At 31.4% G+C, this 17,288-nt stretch carries 14 protein-coding genes; 11 read left to right on the top strand and 3 right to left on the bottom strand.

Translation table 11 applies throughout. The annotated features are described in order from the left end of the window. Positions 1-25 precede the first annotated feature (25 nt). The 7 genes from ACWNT5_RS16320 to ACWNT5_RS16290 all read left to right on the top strand — a co-directional run bounded on the left by ACWNT5_RS16320 (position 26) and on the right by ACWNT5_RS16290 (position 7,025). Entirely contained in the window at positions 26-1,522 is a 1,497-nt protein-coding gene (locus ACWNT5_RS16320; protein ID WP_456517934.1) for an AMP-binding protein, read from the top strand. A gap of 24 nt (positions 1,523-1,546) precedes the next feature. Then, positions 1,547-1,792: an acyl carrier protein gene (locus ACWNT5_RS16315; protein WP_299601724.1), complete on the top strand. Its 246-nt coding sequence runs from the start codon at positions 1,547-1,549 to the stop codon at positions 1,790-1,792. A 5-nt stretch (positions 1,793-1,797) separates the two neighbouring features. Further along, a complete protein-coding gene (locus ACWNT5_RS16310; RefSeq protein ID WP_299601722.1) occupies positions 1,798-2,403 on the top strand; it encodes a sugar transferase in 606 nt (201 codons plus the stop codon). Positions 2,404-2,444: 41 nt separating this feature from the next. Then, on the top strand, positions 2,445-3,089 hold the full coding sequence (locus ACWNT5_RS16305; RefSeq protein WP_299601720.1) for a NeuD/PglB/VioB family sugar acetyltransferase: 645 nt from the start codon (positions 2,445-2,447) through the stop codon (positions 3,087-3,089). 3 nt (positions 3,090-3,092) lie between these two features. Beyond that, the gene (locus ACWNT5_RS16300) at positions 3,093-4,667 is read left to right on the top strand and encodes an FAD/NAD(P)-binding protein (RefSeq protein WP_456517933.1); all 1,575 of its coding nucleotides are present in this window, start codon (positions 3,093-3,095) and stop codon (positions 4,665-4,667) included. Between the two features lie 85 nt (positions 4,668-4,752). After that, positions 4,753-5,841 (top strand): GNAT family N-acetyltransferase, encoded by a 1,089-nt coding sequence (locus ACWNT5_RS16295; RefSeq protein ID WP_456517932.1) that lies wholly within the window; start codon positions 4,753-4,755, stop codon positions 5,839-5,841. Between the two features lie 26 nt (positions 5,842-5,867). Then, positions 5,868-7,025 carry a GNAT family N-acetyltransferase gene (locus ACWNT5_RS16290; protein WP_456517931.1) on the top strand — a complete coding sequence of 386 codons (1,158 nt, stop codon included), beginning with the start codon at positions 5,868-5,870 and terminating at the stop codon, positions 7,023-7,025. Between the two features lies 1 nt (position 7,026). Here the strand turns inward: ACWNT5_RS16290 and ACWNT5_RS16285 are convergent, their stop codons facing one another. Together ACWNT5_RS16285 and ACWNT5_RS16280 are read right to left on the bottom strand one after the other, a co-directional pair. Further along, a complete protein-coding gene (locus ACWNT5_RS16285) occupies positions 7,027-7,995 on the bottom strand; it encodes a hypothetical protein (protein WP_456517930.1) in 969 nt (322 codons plus the stop codon). 26 nt (positions 7,996-8,021) lie between these two features. Continuing rightward, complete coding sequence (locus ACWNT5_RS16280) at positions 8,022-9,344, bottom strand: MBOAT family O-acyltransferase (protein ID WP_456517929.1); 1,323 nt, start codon at positions 9,342-9,344, stop codon at positions 8,022-8,024. 818 nt (positions 9,345-10,162) lie between these two features. Here ACWNT5_RS16280 and ACWNT5_RS16275 point away from each other — a divergent pair. From ACWNT5_RS16275 to ACWNT5_RS16260, 4 genes are all read left to right on the top strand, one after another. Beyond that, on the top strand, positions 10,163-11,296 hold the full coding sequence (locus ACWNT5_RS16275) for a DegT/DnrJ/EryC1/StrS family aminotransferase (protein ID WP_456517928.1): 1,134 nt from the start codon (positions 10,163-10,165) through the stop codon (positions 11,294-11,296). Continuing rightward, the gene (locus tag ACWNT5_RS16270; protein WP_299601703.1) at positions 11,293-13,221 is read left to right on the top strand and encodes a polysaccharide biosynthesis protein; all 1,929 of its coding nucleotides are present in this window, start codon (positions 11,293-11,295) and stop codon (positions 13,219-13,221) included. Before ACWNT5_RS16275 ends, ACWNT5_RS16270 begins: the two co-directional genes overlap by 4 nt. An 87-nt stretch (positions 13,222-13,308) precedes the next feature. Next, entirely contained in the window at positions 13,309-14,097 is a 789-nt protein-coding gene (locus tag ACWNT5_RS16265) for a polysaccharide biosynthesis/export family protein (RefSeq protein ID WP_456517927.1), read from the top strand. Between the two features lie 5 nt (positions 14,098-14,102). Next, complete coding sequence (locus ACWNT5_RS16260; RefSeq protein ID WP_456517926.1) at positions 14,103-16,463, top strand: GumC family protein; 2,361 nt, start codon at positions 14,103-14,105, stop codon at positions 16,461-16,463. On the opposite strand, the gene ACWNT5_RS16255 is transcribed toward ACWNT5_RS16260, so the two are convergent. Continuing rightward, complete coding sequence (locus ACWNT5_RS16255) at positions 16,460-17,197, bottom strand: tyrosine-protein phosphatase (RefSeq protein WP_299601694.1); 738 nt, start codon at positions 17,195-17,197, stop codon at positions 16,460-16,462. The two genes, ACWNT5_RS16260 and ACWNT5_RS16255, sit on opposite strands and share 4 nt — an antisense overlap. Positions 17,198-17,288: the final 91 nt, after the last annotated feature.

Here is a 17,288-nt window from a genome sequence, read left to right as displayed (position 1 = left end):
TAATTGCATAATCAACCAGACCAAAATGGAATTTGTAAATAGACTTCAAAAATCAATAGAACAGCATGCTAAACTAAACGTATTATGCATAAATGGAACATGTTATACGTATAAAGATTTTGCACAGCAAATATCAAATATAAGGGCTGCTGTTATAAATAAAATTGACGATTCGGAAAAGCTAATAGGTTTGGTTACTAATGATGATTTACAAACCTATGCTAGTATTTTAGCACTTTGGTTAGAAGGTAAGGCGTATGTACCAGTCAATCCAGAAGTTCCTTTTGAAAGAAATAGTAAAGTTTTTGAACAAACTGAAACGAAGTATGTAATAGACTCTTCAGAAAATTCAATTTATGATGATTATGAAGTAATTGCGTCAAAAGAGTTGTCGGATACTAACATTAATTTGGTACCAAGAAAAATTAAAGGAGACGATTTAGCTTATATTCTATTTACTTCAGGAACTACAGGATTACCAAAAGGAGTTCCGATTACATTTGATAATGTGCAAGCTTTAGTTGGAGCTATAGATGCTGAACCAACTTTTAATCTGGTTCCGGAAGATAGATGCTTACAGATGTTCGAACTTACCTTTGATTTTTCTGTAGTTGCTTATTTATTTCCTTTATTAGCAGGTTCCTGCATGTATACGATTCCGAAAGGAGCAATTAAGTATTTTTATATTTTCAAGTTAATAAATGAGGAAAAGTTAACTGTGCTAACTATGGTTCCGTCCATCATCAATTATCTAAGACCTTATTTTGGAGAAATAAATGCACCAGATGTACGATATTGTAGTTTTGGAGGAGGAGCCCTTCATAGTGATATAGCGAAGGAATGGAGTGATTGTTTACCAAATTGTAAAATATTTAACTACTACGGCCCAACTGAATTTACGGTATATAGTGGTTTTTATCCGTATCATAAAGAAACGGCAACAAAAGCCCACAATGGGATAATTGCTATCGGAACACCACAAAAAGATACTTTATATTTAGTGGTTAATGATAATAATGAAGAAGTTCCAATAGGAGAGACAGGAGAATTGTGTTTAGGAGGGCCACAAATTACTCCAGGTTATTGGAAAAATGAAGAACGAAATGCTAAAAGCTTTTTCGAAAGAGAAGAAAATGGGAAAAGCATTCGTTATTATAAAACAGGAGATCTTTGTTTAAAAGATGAAGATGGAGATTTTTTATACGTAGGTAGAGCAGATTTTCAAGTAAAGATTAGAGGATATCGTGTGGAATTAGCTGAAATAGAGTTTCATGCTAAATCTAAATCTGAAAAAAAAGTGAATATGGTAGCGTTAGATATTACAAATGATCTAGGAAACGCTGAGCTTGGATTAGCTATTGAATCTGAGGAATTTGATACAGAAATTATTTTTGACCATATGAAATCAGTGATGCCATCATATATGATTCCAATGCATGTGAGATTTGTAAAAGAATTTCCTCATAGTATCAATGGTAAAATTGATAGACGAGAACTAAAAAAACATTTTGACTTAACATAAATACCTAAAAAATAAAAACAATCGATGAGTAGAGAAGATATTTTATCTAAAGTAAGAACAGCGTTCATCGCTGTGTTAGAGCATGAAAATTTTGAACTTTCTGATGAAACAACTGCAAATGATGTTGATGGATGGGAGTCTATTACCCATATGATGATTATTACAGAAGTTGAAAAAACATTTAATATCAAGTTTAAATTAATGGATCTCATGAACATGAATAATGTTGGAGATTTACTTAATTGTATAGAATCAGAATTACAAGCATAAATTATATGTACCAGTCGTTTATAAAACGTATTATCGATTTTACTTTAAGCTTTATTGGCATTCTCTTTTTGTCGCCAATTATCTTAATATTAATTGTACTATTAGCAATAGCAAATGGCGGAAAACCTTTCTTTTTTCAGTCTAGACCTGGTAAAAATGAAAGGATTTTTAAAATAATTAAGTTTAAGAGTATGAATGACAAGAAAGATGAAAATGGAGAATTGCTTCCTTTTGATCAAAGAATTACTAAAACAGGTAAGTTTATAAGAAAATACTCATTAGATGAAATCCCACAGTTATTTAATGTTGTAAAAGGGGATATGAGTTTGATTGGTCCAAGACCACTATTAGTTAAATATTTGCCTTTGTACAATGATGTTCAGAAAAAACGACACGATGTTAAACCTGGAATTACTGGGTGGGCACAAGTCAATGGTAGAAATGCAATTTCTTGGGATGAGAAGTTTAAATTAGATGTTTGGTATACAGAAAATATTAGTTTTAAACTCGACATAAAAATTATAATTAAAACCATAAAGAAAGTTCTCTTTAAAGAAGATATCAATAGTGGCGAAAATGTAAATATGCCTACCTTTACAGGTAATAATTAACCATACTAAATTAAAACAACTAAAAACTATATTATAAAGAAGTGAAAAATGCTGTAATCATTGGCGCTGGAACGCAAGGTCAAGTATATGCTTCTTACCTAAAAGAGGCTGGAATTAATATCATCGGTTTTATAGATGATAATCCAGAGCTAATAGGTAAGGACGTTATAGGGATACCTGTTATTGGTATGTATAAAGACTTGTTTTTGGATGAATTTAAAAATAAAATACAAGATGTGTATTGCCCAATTGGTGTTAATGCTGTTAGAGTTGAGTATTTATCAACTTTAAAAAAAGAAGGATATGGTATTCCCGGTTTTTTACATCATACTGTCTCAATCGCTCCGGATGTTACCATTGGAGAAGCAGTGTATATGCTAGCAGGTAACATTGTAATGCCGCATACTAACATAGGAAATTATATTATGATCAATATGGATAGTACCATAGCGCATCATGTAACATTGGAAGATGGAGTTTTTATGTCTTCTGGGGTAAATATTGGAGCGCTCATTAATGTTAGAAAGAATGCTTATATAGGTATGGGAGTTACTGCTATGACTGGAGTAAAAGAAATAGGAAAAGAAACATTGATAGGAGCCGGTACAGTTATTATTAAAGATGTTCCCGAATATACTACCGTAGTTGGAAATCCAGCGCGTGTAATCAAAACAAAACAACCATAGTTTATGGATTTTGAAATTAACCACACAGATATCACTTTTATTGGATCAGGAATTTCATCCTCATTCTCTATATTACATTTTCTTGATCTTTTAGAAAAAGAACCAATTGACAAGAAAATTTCACTTACAATTATTGATCGATATCCAGAGTTTTATACTGGTATTCCATACGGTGTTAGATCTGGTTACTCGGTTTTATTAATTACTTCGTTGAAGAATTTTTTGCCAGAACCAGAATTGAGTAAATTCATTAAATGGCTTAATCTAAATAAAGAATGGCTATTAGATGAATTTAGAACAGAGGGTGGACAATTATCTCTAGAATGGTTAGCCACGCACAAAGAAAGGCTTAAAAATAATGAATGGGAAGATCTGTTTATTCCACGTCGCTTTTTTGGCTCTTATATTGATCAAAAAGTAAAAAGTACTCTTGAAAAAGCCATAAATGAGAAAAGGGTAACGGTAGATTACATCAACTCCGAAGTAACAGATATTGATAAGAACAATGACTCTTATACCTTATCATTATGTGATCATAAAAAAATATCATCAGAAAAAGTTATTCTTTCGGTAGGTTCACTTCCTACACTAAAATTATGGAAGAATGAGGATTTAATTGAGCAGGATAATCTAATGTTTATCAATAACCCTTATAAACCAAATTTGGGTGAAGTTTTAGGACAATTAGAGTTGTTTTTAAAAGGCAAGAACGCTAAAGAAGTAAATGCTTTAATTGTTGGAGCAAATGCGAGTGGATTAGAGATGTTGTATAAACTGAATGATTTGGATGCTATTGGATCCAAGATTGATAAGTTTACAATGTTATCTACACAAGGACTTTCTCCAGATTCTATTATAGATGAAGAAGGAAAGAAGAAATATACTCCTAAAAATTTATTAGCTCTTAAGGACAAGGAAGACTTGACTGCTAGCCAAATTGCCGAAGCAACGTATAAAGATTTAGATGTAGCTGATGATGTTAAATTAGGAGCAGCTTCTACAGTCGATATAATATCTGGTGCTTTCGGAGCATTACTTAAAAAATTAAATCGGGAAGAATTAAGAAAGTTTGCATGCTTGTATGGTAATGATATTGGACGTAGACAACGTTGTGCAGGATACCATTATTCTAAAACTATCGATGCTTTAAAAGAGGAAAATCGTTTTGAACATATTGCGGGAAGATTTGTTGATATTAAAAAAGAATCTGATCAGGCATATTTTTTCGAATATTTAGATACTGCATCTAAAACGAATAAGATAAGTAAAGATACTGTTGATGTTGTTTTTAATTGTATCGGAGGTACAAATTTAAAAGCATCAGACGTTCCTGAATTGTTAAAGAATTTGATTCAAAAAGAACTATGTGTTCCTAATGAATCTAATATTGGTTTTGATGTTAACGAATCCTTAGAGTCATCTAAGAATTTACATGTTATGGGGCCACTTTTGGCCGGAAACATTTTTGATGGTAAAGCGGTCTGGCATGTAGAACATTGTGGAAGAATTATCTGGCTTTCAGGAGTGTTATCTAAGAGTATACATCAATATTATAAACTTTTAGAACCCAAAAAATGAAATAATTTAAAGAAATAAAAAAAAATCTATCCCCCTAGATTAAGAGTACTATTAAACCGAAATATCCATACCAAACATTTTTGCATTGAACAACTATAAAATACAAATTAAAGAGCTCAATGATTCTGTAGATATACAGAATTACAGAGATCTGCTTACAAAAAGATGGGGAAATAATGTGTATTATTCTATAGAACATATGCGTTATTTTGAGAAAGAAGGAGATCATCTAAGATGTTTTTTGTTAGAGAAAGATGATGTTCCTATAGTTTTAATGCCTTTTGTTTTAAGAAAAATCAAGATAAATAATGATGATGTTCCTTATTACGATGCTATTAGTCCATATGGGTATAGTGGACCCTTGTTTAATGAAGATATAACAGCAGCAGATTTATCCGAGTTTTGGCGTTTAGTTGATGTTTGGTATAAGGAAAATAATGTAATAACAGAGTTTATTCGTTTTAGTTTAAATTCAAATCATCAGAATTATTCTGGTTCGTTGATTAAGACACTCTCTAATGTAAAAGGAATGTTGATTAATGATTTCCAAGAACAATGGAATGCCTTTTTACCAAAGGTTCGTAATAATTACAGGAAGGCGATAAATTATGATTTGGATTTTAAGGTATTTCATAAACAAGAAATTACAAAGGACATCATTAAAATATTTCATAGTATATATGAAGATACAATGACTAGAAATAATGCTGATAAAATTTATTTTTTTTCTAACACCTATTTCGAAGATCTAATTTTATCTAATCTTGATAATTTTTCCATCATTGTTGTTTACTATCAAGAAATACCAATTTCTGTTGAGTTAATTATTAATTATAAGGATACCATATTTGCCTTTTTAGGAGGAACGAATGCTGAGTACTTTAGCTATCGTCCTAATGATTTTTTACGCGTTAAAGTAATCGAGTGGGCAATTAGTAATGGAAAGAAATATTATGTTTTAGGAGGAGGAATGAAGGATGGAGATGGATTGTATAAGAATAAAAAATCGCTTTTCCCAAAAGATGAAGATGCTACATTTTATACAGGTAGAAAGGTAATTAATGAGAAAGTCTATGATGAGTTGTGTTTATCATCTTGCGATACATACGCACAGCTAGATAAAGAGGATCTTAATAATTACTTCTTTCCATATTATAGACTAAACAACAGATAATATTAATTATCCAGAAATTCAATCGGGTGAAAAAAAACAGTATAGATTATTTCTTCGAGCTTTTCGAAAAATCCTCAATTCCTAAAGTATTTTCCGGTGTGAAATCCGAAAGTTCCACCGAAGTTATTGAAAATAAAAATCATGACAGTACACTCGTAAATGAACCGAATGAAATATATTCTGTTTTTTTTATTCCAGACTATTTAGAACCAAGTCTAGATGATACAAACTTTACTGTCAAAAAGGTGGATCAGTTTTTTAAAGGATATGCTATTTTTTTAGATGGTTTTTCTAATGCAGATGCATATATCAAGCATCGTTTTAGAAGTAATGCCAAAGGTATAAGAAGGAGAATTAAGCGATTAGAGACTTGTTTTGATATTACTTATAAAACATATTATGGTAGCATAGAAAAGGACACCTACGATGCTTATATGGATAGTCTTGAAAAAATGCTAATCAGACGATTTGAGCAACGTAACGATGTTAGTCAGAGTCTCTTAAGATGGGATTATTATAAGAAACTGTATTTCAACTTAATTAATGAGAAAAAAGCTTCTATGTTTGTCGCTTTTGATGGGGATCAGCCAATTATTGTTTCCTTAAATCATCATTTTCAGGATCGATTATTTAGTGCAATTTCTTCATATGATATTGATTATTCTAAGTTTAGTTTAGGCAGTGTTGAGATTTATAAAAAGGTAGATTGGTTGATAGCTAATGACCATAAATCTTACGAAATGGGTATGGGAGATTTGAGTTATAAAAGGGAGTGGTGCAATCATATTTATAATTTTGAACATCAGGTCATATATCCCAAAAGATCTTTATTAGGTATTATAAAAGGAAACATAGAGTATACAAAAGTATTGTTTAAAGAGTTTGTATTCAAAATTGCATATGTACGTTATAAAAATTATAAAGCGAAACGTAAACAATCGCTAGGAATAACTTCGGAGACTTATGAAGTTTCTAAAATAGAAGATCTAAATTACGATGAAAATCTTCCCGAGATAGATTATAATTCAGACCAGTATAGATCCATTCGTAGTAAGGTTTTTGACTTTTTGTATACCAGCATAGATAAGGTTTCTGATGTCCGTGTAGTAGTTTTATCAGAACAAGAAAAATCATTTTTGATTTTAGGTTCTTCCAAAATGCAAAAAATCGTACAAAAACAATAGTTTATTCAATGATAGGTATCTTTTTCAGGTAATCCGAAATTGATTTTGCTATTAACTCTCTACCATGATCGTTCCAATGTCTATCATAAATTAATGTTGTTGGCTTTTTGCTTTTTGCAAAATAATCTGCAAAATCGATGTAATTAAAGCCTTCTCTATCAAGGTATGCGATAAAATAGTCACTAGTGATCTTAGAATCTAACAATAGTGTATAGCGAGTCTTGTCAAAACCATAGGTATTAACTAAGCTTTTGAAGTTAGTTAAATACTGTTCTTCTTTTTTCTGTAATGCTTCTTGTTTTTCTTTGTCAGAAATTTCATTTGTTGGAGTAGGTGGTTTCAGAAGACTTTTTAGTCTATAAAGTAACATTTGAGGAGGGTCTAGGATACCAATGCTTTTACAATAAACTAGTAGTTTACTTTTTTTGAGCAATCGATTCATTGGCGACTCTAAAGCTAATCTTCCTTGTACTACTTTGTAGGTTCCTCTGGTTAAATCATTTGAAAATTTTATTCCCAAAATAACATGATCAATCGCGTTAAATTGCTCTTGGTAAGCGTTTACTAAATGTAGTTGATCAGCAAAGTCATATCCTGCATATCCATATTCATAAACTTCAATTTCAGGAATAGATTTTTCGATTTTTTTACCAATCGAATTGTAATAATTTTGATGAAAACCTTCAATAAATGAATCTCCTACCAATGCAACTTCAACTTTATCCATTGTAGGTATAAATTCTCTGTACGAATTGTATCCTGAATTGTTAATATAAAATTCTGAAAAATTTTGTCTTCTATTTCCTGTAACCGAAAACCCCTGTTGGTTTGGTAACCATTTTTCAACGTTATTTTCATCTAATATTCTTGTGGGAGTATCTTTTCCCAAATGAAAAACACGAACCAATACTTCCAAAGAAATGAGTATCAGAAAAAAATATAAAGCACTTTTAAGAATAAGTTTTTTCATACTGTATAGTGGATTAGATAGTCATTTTAAAATTGGAAATAGATAAAAGATCGATCTATATTATCGTCAAAAAATAATAGCATCGCTAGTATTACCAGAGTATATAAAGTAAATCGTACAATTTTGGATTTGAATTTAAATGGAGATCTTTCATCTCTTCTAATTAAATACTCATAAAGCACAAACAATGCTAAAAGAATAAAATAATCTATCATTCTGTATCCCAAAGGATGCGCATAAGTTTCAAATTTGAAATTAGAATATAATTGTTTTAAAAAACCAAAAGCATCCGTAATAGATTCCGATCTAAAGAACACTCTTGAAAAAGTTACTAAAGAAAATGTCAACAAAATTTGAAATATCTCTTTAATAGATGGAAACCATCTGTTTTCTGCTACTACATTATTCATATAAATACGATTGCGACCCATTAGAAATACAGGAATGTAAAGAAGTGCATGAATAGCTCCCCAAATTACAAAGGTCCAGTTAGCACCATGCCAAAAGCCACTTACTAGAAATATGATAACAATGTTTCTAACGGATTTTAGTTTGCTTACTCTACTACCTCCAAGTGGAATGTATACATAATGGCGAAACCATGTGGATAATGAAACATGCCATCTTTGCCAATATTCTGCAACATTTCTTGAAAAATTAGGAAACTTAAAATTAGACATTAATTCTATACCGAAGAGCTTCGAAGTCCCAATCGCAATATCAGAATATCCGCTAAAATCACCATATACCTGAAAACTAAATAACGAAACTCCCAAAACTAGAGTAGAGGCAGAGTAGGTTTCGTAATTAGCAAAGATATCATCTACTATCGGAGCTATAGAATCCGCGATTACTACTTTTTTGAATAAACCCCAAAGAATAAGTTTAATACCTTCTTTACATTGTATATAGTTAAAGGTTTTTTTAGTTGTTATTTGTGAGAGTAAATTGGAAGCTCTCTCGATAGGTCCTGCAACTAGCTGCGGAAAAAAACTTACAAAAGTAGCAAAGGATATAAAATCTTTATTAGGAGTTAGTCTCTTGTAATAAATATCAAGAGAATAGGACATCGTTTGAAATGTATAAAATGATATTCCTACGGGTAATATAATTTGTAAAGTCCATGAATTATCTGCTTTGTATCCTATTGTATTCATCATGTCGATCCAAGAGTCAACAAAGAAATTGTAGTATTTAAAAAAACCAAGGAGACCAATATTAAAAATAACACTTACCCATAACCATCTTTTCCGAATTTTGCTAGAATCGCTATTATGTATCAGTGGTCCAATGATAAAATCTACAATGGTACTAGCAAGGATTAAGAACAAAAAGCGCCAGTCCCACATTGCGTAAAAAAAATAACTAGCAATCAGAATAAAAATATTCTGAAGTTTTATATTCTTTTTAAAAAGGGTCCAATAGACAATAAAAACTATTGGTAGAAAGATGAAGAAATCTAAGGAATTAAATAACATGAATAATCATTAATATAAAATTCGGGGATCGTTAATAGAAAAATGTAAATCAGTTGTTTTTTTGAAGCGAGTAAATTTTAGGCAATTTATTTAATTAATCAAGTATTATTTAATTTTTTTTAGAAACTATTTTCTAATCCTCTATTTGGTACATTTTACGAATTGATTCAAGGGGCAAAACCCCTCCTAAAAAACAGCTAAATTCCTTAATTCTGATGTTAAAATAACTAATATTATTGCAGTATTCTTTAAGGGAATGATTACGTAAGAATGTAAGGGGTGAATTTTAAATTAAATTTGGTTATAAAACGTTAAAATATGGTTTTATGACTTAATATATGAATAGAAACTACTAGCGATGTAGGTAAATACTTGGTTTTTGTGTAAGAATATATAGTAAATTTCTTACGGTAATTCCCTTGTTTTACAAACTATTTCGAAATAGTTATGCTGTTAAACGCTTTTTTTAAGTATTCTATCTAAAAAATTAATTTTTCCAGTGATATTAAATCTAACTGAACTATTTTAGCGTTGGTTAAAGCAAGTAAGAGTAAAATACATATTGGAAGTACTACCCCCTTCTTCCTTACATTTTATTAGATTGTCATGAAAAAGAATCTAGCATTTGTTCCACTTTTGGAGCAATTGTTGAGGATAAATTATTGTTCAATAATTAATGGGGAAAAATTATGAATGCAGTAGAATCCAAAAAGATATGGCTTTCTTCACCACATATGGGGGGAACAGAGCAAAGTTTTGTTAAGCAAGCTTTTGATACAAATTGGGTTGCACCGTTAGGACCAAACGTTGATGGTTTTGAAAATGATATAGAAAACTATCTAGAAAACGATAGCCATGTTGCGGCACTGGCTTCTGGTACAGCAGCGTTACATTTAGGTTTAATATTGTTAGGAGTAACACAAGGAGATGAAGTGTTGTGTCAAAGTATGACATTTGCAGCTTCTGCTAATCCTATAATGTATCTTGGAGCTAAACCTATATTTGTTGATAGTGAGAAAGAAACTTGGAATATCTGTCCTGAACAATTAGAATTAGCGATTAAAGATAGAATCGCTAAAGGTAAAAAGCCAAAAGCTATTATCGCTGTGCATTTATATGGAATGCCGTATAATGCTGAAGCAATCCATAGAATAGCTACCGAATATCAAATTCCAGTTTTAGAAGATAGTGCAGAGTCTCTTGGAAGTTCTTATCATGGAGTTAAGTGCGGAACTTTTGGGGATATTGCTATATTATCTTTTAATGGAAACAAAATTATTACTACCTCTGGCGGTGGAGCCTTAGTAGCAAAAGATGAAGAGCTTAAAAGAAAAGCAATTTTTCTATCTACACAAGCTAGAGATAATGCACCACATTACCAGCATAGCGAAATCGGGTACAACTACCGAATGAGTAATATCATAGCGGGTATAGGTCGCGGACAGATGGAAGTATTGAATAAACACGTTGGTTATAGACGTAATAATTTTGAATATTATTGTAAACATTTAAGTGATTCTACAGATATAAAGTTTTTGCAAGAACCTGAAGGTTCTTATTCAAATAGATGGTTAACGTGCATAGAAACAACCTCTTTTGAATTAAGAGAAAAATTACGATTAGCATTAGCTAAAGAAAACATAGAATCAAGACCACTATGGAAACCCATGCATCTTCAACCTGTATTTAAGGATTGTGATGCGTACCTCAATGGAATTTCTAATGACCTATTTGATCGTGGACTTTGCTTACCTAGCGGGTCCAATCTTGAAGAAGAAGATTTATTTAGAATTGTATCGGTAATTAAAAACGAGTTGAGATGATAAAGGATTACATAATTAATAATTCACATAAGCATGCTTCTAAATGGCTTGTGTTGTCTATTGATATTGCTATTACTATTTTTAATTTCTTTTTAGCATATGTAGTTAGATTCGGTATTACTTTTGATTTCGACCTTACCAATTTTGTATATCAGATACCGGTTATGACCGCGTTAGCGGCCATTAGCTTCTTATTAATAGGTTCGTATAAAGGAGTAGTTAGGCATACAGGAATGAGAGATGCTTATAATTTGTTTTTAGCAGTAACTGTTCTGATAGCCCTAAGTGGAGCATTAATGGTATCGAGTAGATTGTCATTAATTCCTGAATTACTAAATATTCCAGTTTCAATAATATGTGTACATTATTTATTGAATATCATTACACTCACTACTAGTCGTTTGATCTTTAAATACTGTTATTTATATATAAAATCTAAACTGGGAGACTCTTCTAGAGTTATGATTTATGGTGCAGGAGATTCTGGTTTAATAACTTTAGCAGCTATTACAAATGATTCTCATAAATCAGTAACCGTTGTTGGATTCATTGATGATAATCCACAAAAAATAGGAAAAACAATAAACGGTATTAAGGTTTATAGATCTCAGTCAATTGATCAAACATATATTACAAAAAATAACATCACCGAGATTATTGTTTCGATTCCGCATATCGATAAACAACGTCTTTCTCAAATTTCAGATAATTTATTGAAGTTATCTGTAAAGGTTAAGATAATTCCTGCTATTAATGATTGGATAGACGGGAAATTAAATGTTTCTCAAATTAAACAGATTCAGATTGAAGACTTATTAGATAGAGCTCCAATTGCTTTAGAAAATCAGAACATCAAGAAAGAATTACACGAGAAGGTAATTATGATTACTGGTGCCGCTGGATCTATCGGTAGTGAAATCGTAAGACAAGCTTCATTTTATAGTTATAAGCATTTGGTTTTAGTGGATCAAGCAGAATCTCCTTTATATGATCTGCAACAAGAATTACTTAGTAAAGGTGTTGTTAATTTTACACCAATAGTTGCTGATATAAGAGATCATCAGCGTATACAAACTATATTCGAGAGATTTAAGCCTAATATGGTTTTTCATGCTGCGGCGTATAAACATGTTCCTCTAATGGAAAATAACCCATGCGAGGCTATTAAAATTAATGTTTTAGGAACAAGAAAGTTGGCTGATTTATCTTCGGAATTTGGAGTAGATAAATTCGTTTTCGTATCTACTGATAAAGCGGTTAATCCTACCAATGTGATGGGAGCTACAAAAAGAGTAGCCGAGATGTATATCAAGTGTCTTCATAAAACAAGCAAGACTAAGTTCATCACTACTAGATTCGGAAATGTTCTTGGATCTAATGGTTCTGTTATACCTTTATTTAAAAAACAAATAGATAAAGGAGGACCACTTACAGTTACTCATAAAGATGTAACGAGATTCTTTATGACGATACCTGAGGCTTCTCAATTGGTAATTGAAGCCGGAACTATGGGTAATGGAGGTGAGATTTTTATATTTGATATGGGAGAGTCCGTGAAAATATTTGATTTAGCTAAAAAGATGATCAGACTATCCGGTTTAAATTATCCTAATGATATAGATATTGAAATCACAGGATTAAGACCTGGAGAAAAGCTATATGAAGAGCTATTGGCTGATACGGAGAACACATTACCTACGTATCATAAGAAAATTATGATAAGTAAGCATGATGATGAAGATTGTCCACTTATTATGGATAAAATAGATGACCTATGCATCATGAATTTATTTAATCAAGACCATAAAATTGTAGGAAAACTTAAGGAAATAGTTCCAGAGTTTATTTCTAAGAATTCTGCCTTTGAAAGTATTGATGTAAAAAATCAAGAGACTAACAATAAAAACCCTAAAGTTTTAGTTTAGTCTTCTTTTAAAATTGTTATTATAAACAAGAATATTATTCTATTTTTGTTTGATATTGAAAAGCCCTAAAGAAAAGAACTTATACATATGCGTTCATATAACCTTATTATTATATTATTATTAGCTGTATTTACATTTTCCTGTAAAACACCAACGGATGTTGTGTATTTCCAAGAGTCTAAAGATTTGGAAAAAATTAAATCAGCCAATTCGTTCACTCCAGTTTTTAAAGTGGATGATGTAGTGAGTATTACAGTTTCTGCTACGGATATGGATGCTGCAAGGCCTTTTAATTTAATGCAAGGAGCTAGTTTACCTGCGACTGGTGCAGAGAGTGGCGGTGCTTCTGCCAATGGGGCAAGCGAACCAACTTATTTAATTGATGAAGAAGGAAATATTGATTTTCCTGTATTAGGAAAATTAAAAATATCTGGTCTTACACGTATTCAGATAAAGGATATGTTGAAGGAAAAACTTAAAGTTTATATTAAAGATCCTATAGTTAATGTGAGACTGAAAAACTTTAAGATTACAGTAATTGGTGAAGTTGGGCAACCTGGATCATTCACCATTCCGAATGAAAGAATAACTATTATTGAAGCTATTGGATTAGCTGGAGATTTAACAATAATGGGAAAAAGAGGGAATGTAATGGTTATCCGTGAGAATGATGGAGTTAATACCTATCATCGAGTGGATCTTACTTCTAAGTCCATTTTTGATTCTCCAGTATATTACTTAGCCCAAAATGATGTATTATATGTAGAGCCAAATGAGGCAAGAGTGAAAAACTCTAAAGGTAATGATAAAACCATTGGAGTTGTGTTAAGTGTTATAAGTGTTGGTCTAGCGGCTTTAGCACTTATCTTAAGATAGTTGGTATGATTACAAATAATAATACGGAAAACAACGATACGTTTGTTAATAACACTGCACCAAAGTCTAGTTTCAATTTTAGAGATGAAATCCTAAAATATGTAAAAAAATGGTATTGGTTTTTACTTAGTGTAATCATTTTTGGAACACTAGCTTATCTTCATGTACGCTATACAATTCCTGAATACAATGTCTCGGGAACTATACTAATATCTCAAGAGGAAAGTGTTAGCGAATCAGAATTAGCAGCTTTTAAAGATTTGGGACTATTAGATGATTCTCAAAATAAAATAGAAAATGAGATTCAGATTATGAAATCAAGAACGCTACTAACTAACGTAGTGAATAATCTGAAACTTAATGTGCAATACTTTACCAAAGGAAGAGTATTAGAAACAGAAAACTATCCTAAATCAGTAGTAGAGATTAATTTTCTTTCTGCTGATTCCATAGTGCATACCAAGGCTATGGATTTCAGAGTTCTTATTAATTCTGAAACTGACTTTTCTTTTGTTGATAAAGAAGGGCAGAAATTAAGTGATCATTCTTTTGGAAAAACTATCAACACAAGTATTGGCGACATTGTTATAACACCTAGTATCGAGGATATTCAAACTAATAAAGGAAAGATTATCCATATTAAGGTCACTCCAGTAAATATTGTAGCCCAAAAATATAGAAATAAATTAGCTATAATTACTATTGGTAAAGGGTCATCTATTGTTAAACTGTCTCTTAATGATCCAGTTAAGGAAAAAGCTAAGGATATCATTAATAATTTGGTAGAAGAATATAATAAATCTACCATTGAGAACAAGAAGATTACCTCAGCTAGAACTGCTGGTTTTATTAACGAAAGATTAGAGCTCATTTCTGGTGATTTATCCGCGGTAGATGACGAAGCAGCTGGATACAAGTCTAAATTTGGATTAACAAACGATGTATCTGCTCAAACGCAAAGAGTGGCAGATATAGATTCCAGAAACCTTCAAGAGATAAATAGGTTAGAAACTCAGCTTAGAAAAATAGAGTCTACTAGAAGATTTGTGTTAAGCCAAGATGGTAAATATGATATCCTACCATCTACATTAGGTTTCGAGGATCCTTCCATTACTTCTACGGTAGCGCGATATAACCAATTAATAAGCCAGAGGAAAAGATTACTAAAATCTTCTAGCGAACAGAATCCTGTGGTTGTTAATATTGTAGAACAAATTAATTCGTTAAGACAAGGATTAATAGCGAGTTTAAACGGTGCTAAAAACTCTATTAATATAAGTTTAAATAGTCTTAGAACGCAGGATAAATATTTTAGTGGACAATTATATAACGCTCCACTTCGACAGAAAGAACTTACTGCAATTGGAAGAGAGCAAGGAATTAAAGAACAGTTGTACCTGTACTTATTACAAAAAAGAGAAGAAGCTGAAATTACGAGTCATATCACATTATCGAATGCTCGTGTTATCGATAAAGCCTCAACTCTTGGTTCTTATCCAGTATCTCCAAATAAGAAAATGATTTATTTTGGAGCCATTTTCCTTGGATTGGCGCTTCCATTTTTAACGATCTATTTATTAGATTTATTTAATACGAAAGTAAATTCTCGAGAAGACCTAGAAAGATCTCTTTCTATGCCAATTTTAGGAGCTATCCCTAAAACAAAAAGTAAGAAAAGTAAAATTGTTGTTTCTAGAAACAGTAGATCTTCAGTAGCCGAAGCATTTAGAATTCTAAGAACGAATTTAGGTTTCTTAATGGCAGGTAATCATAAAGAAACTGGAAAAGTTATTTTTGTTACCTCTACTATATCAGGAGAAGGAAAGACTTTAGTTTCATCTAACCTTGCAAAAACATTAGCAATATCTGGAAAGAAAATTGCGTATTTAGGAACGGATTTTAGAGATCCTAAGTTTCATAATTTCTTTGAATTACCTAAGGGGAAAGATACGCCTGGATTTACCAATTTCATTATGAATTTGGAATTAAAACCTGAGGATGTCATTTACGAACAAGGAGAGCAAGACCCATTATTTGTAGTGCCTTCTGGTGTAATTCCACCAAACCCAGCAGAGTTGTTGATGAATGATAGGGTGAAAGAAATGTTTGAATATCTAGGTAACAATTATGACTATATTGTTGTAGATACGGCACCAGTAAGTTTAGTAACCGATACTTTGCTAATTGGTCATTTTGCTGATTTAAGTATTTATATAGTAAGAGAAAATTATTCCGATAAAAGAATACTTCAGGTTCCTGAGAATTTCTACAGAGAAAAACGTTTACCAAATATGGCTGTGTTATTGAATGCCGCAGGTGATAAGGTTGGATATGGCTATGGCTACGGATATGGAGTTAAAGGTTAACTAAAAACTATCATATTATTTTCCATAAGTTTTGAAATTTTATCAATATACTTTGGTAAAAAGCCCTTTTCAAGTGTTTCAAACTGCTGATAATTGTGTACATCGGATCCAACAAAGTCAAAAAGATCTTCGTTTAACATTTTATAAGCCGTTTTTTTGACCAATTCGCCATAATATCCAGAAATCGAAAGTAAATTTAGCTGAAATAAAAAACCGGACTCTTTCAATTCTCTATATTTATTAAGACTATCCTGATAATAAGAATATCTTTCTGGATGAGCAAGAATAGGAGAGTACCCTTTTAATTTGATTTCAAAAAGTAATTCATTTAGATTTATTGGAGGGTTAAAAGTGGACATCTCGACCAGTATATAGTTTTTATGCAAAGGAAGAATATCTTCATTTTGAATTCTCTTTAAAAATAAATCATCTAGCATATATTCGGCACTTGCTTTTAAATTGACGTCGATCTCCAAAGTAACTAGTGCTTTTTGCATTTCATTATGTTTCTCCTGTATAATTTTAGAAGTATTTGGCCATACTTCATTCATAATGTGAGGAGTAGTAATAATTTTTGTGAGTCCTAGGTTTTTGAATTGCTCAATGATGTATGCAGATTGGTAAACTGTTTGTACTCCATCATCTATACCAGGTAATAAATGGGAATGAATATCCACATACCCTTTTGGGAGGATATCATGAAGAGGAATTTCTTTTTTCGATAAAAAATGCAACGTGTTCGTTCTTGTTTTGGGGTTATTAAAGTAGTATACTTTAATTTGATGTTAGTTCCCTTATTAACTTACATCAAGATAATTACAAAAG

This window comes from Aquimarina sp. 433 (genome assembly GCF_054054605.1).
The sequence above is the reverse complement of the archived record's forward strand: the minus strand, read 5'-3'. Positions and strand labels throughout refer to the sequence as shown.

Coding starts and splice junctions, on each gene's coding strand:
- ACWNT5_RS16285 (WP_456517930.1), bottom strand. CDS start 7,995: ATGAAAAAACTTATTCTTAAAAGTGCTTTATATTTTTTTCTGATACTC.
- ACWNT5_RS16270 (WP_299601703.1), top strand. CDS start 11,293: ATGATAAAGGATTACATAATTAATAATTCACATAAGCATGCTTCTAAA.
- ACWNT5_RS16260 (WP_456517926.1), top strand. CDS start 14,103: ATGATTACAAATAATAATACGGAAAACAACGATACGTTTGTTAATAAC.
- ACWNT5_RS16310 (WP_299601722.1), top strand. CDS start 1,798: ATGTACCAGTCGTTTATAAAACGTATTATCGATTTTACTTTAAGCTTT.
- ACWNT5_RS16300 (WP_456517933.1), top strand. CDS start 3,093: ATGGATTTTGAAATTAACCACACAGATATCACTTTTATTGGATCAGGA.
- ACWNT5_RS16315 (WP_299601724.1), top strand. CDS start 1,547: ATGAGTAGAGAAGATATTTTATCTAAAGTAAGAACAGCGTTCATCGCT.
- ACWNT5_RS16265 (WP_456517927.1), top strand. CDS start 13,309: ATGCGTTCATATAACCTTATTATTATATTATTATTAGCTGTATTTACA.
- ACWNT5_RS16280 (WP_456517929.1), bottom strand. CDS start 9,344: ATGTGGGACTGGCGCTTTTTGTTCTTAATCCTTGCTAGTACCATTGTA.
- ACWNT5_RS16320 (WP_456517934.1), top strand. CDS start 26: ATGGAATTTGTAAATAGACTTCAAAAATCAATAGAACAGCATGCTAAA.
- ACWNT5_RS16275 (WP_456517928.1), top strand. CDS start 10,163: ATGAATGCAGTAGAATCCAAAAAGATATGGCTTTCTTCACCACATATG.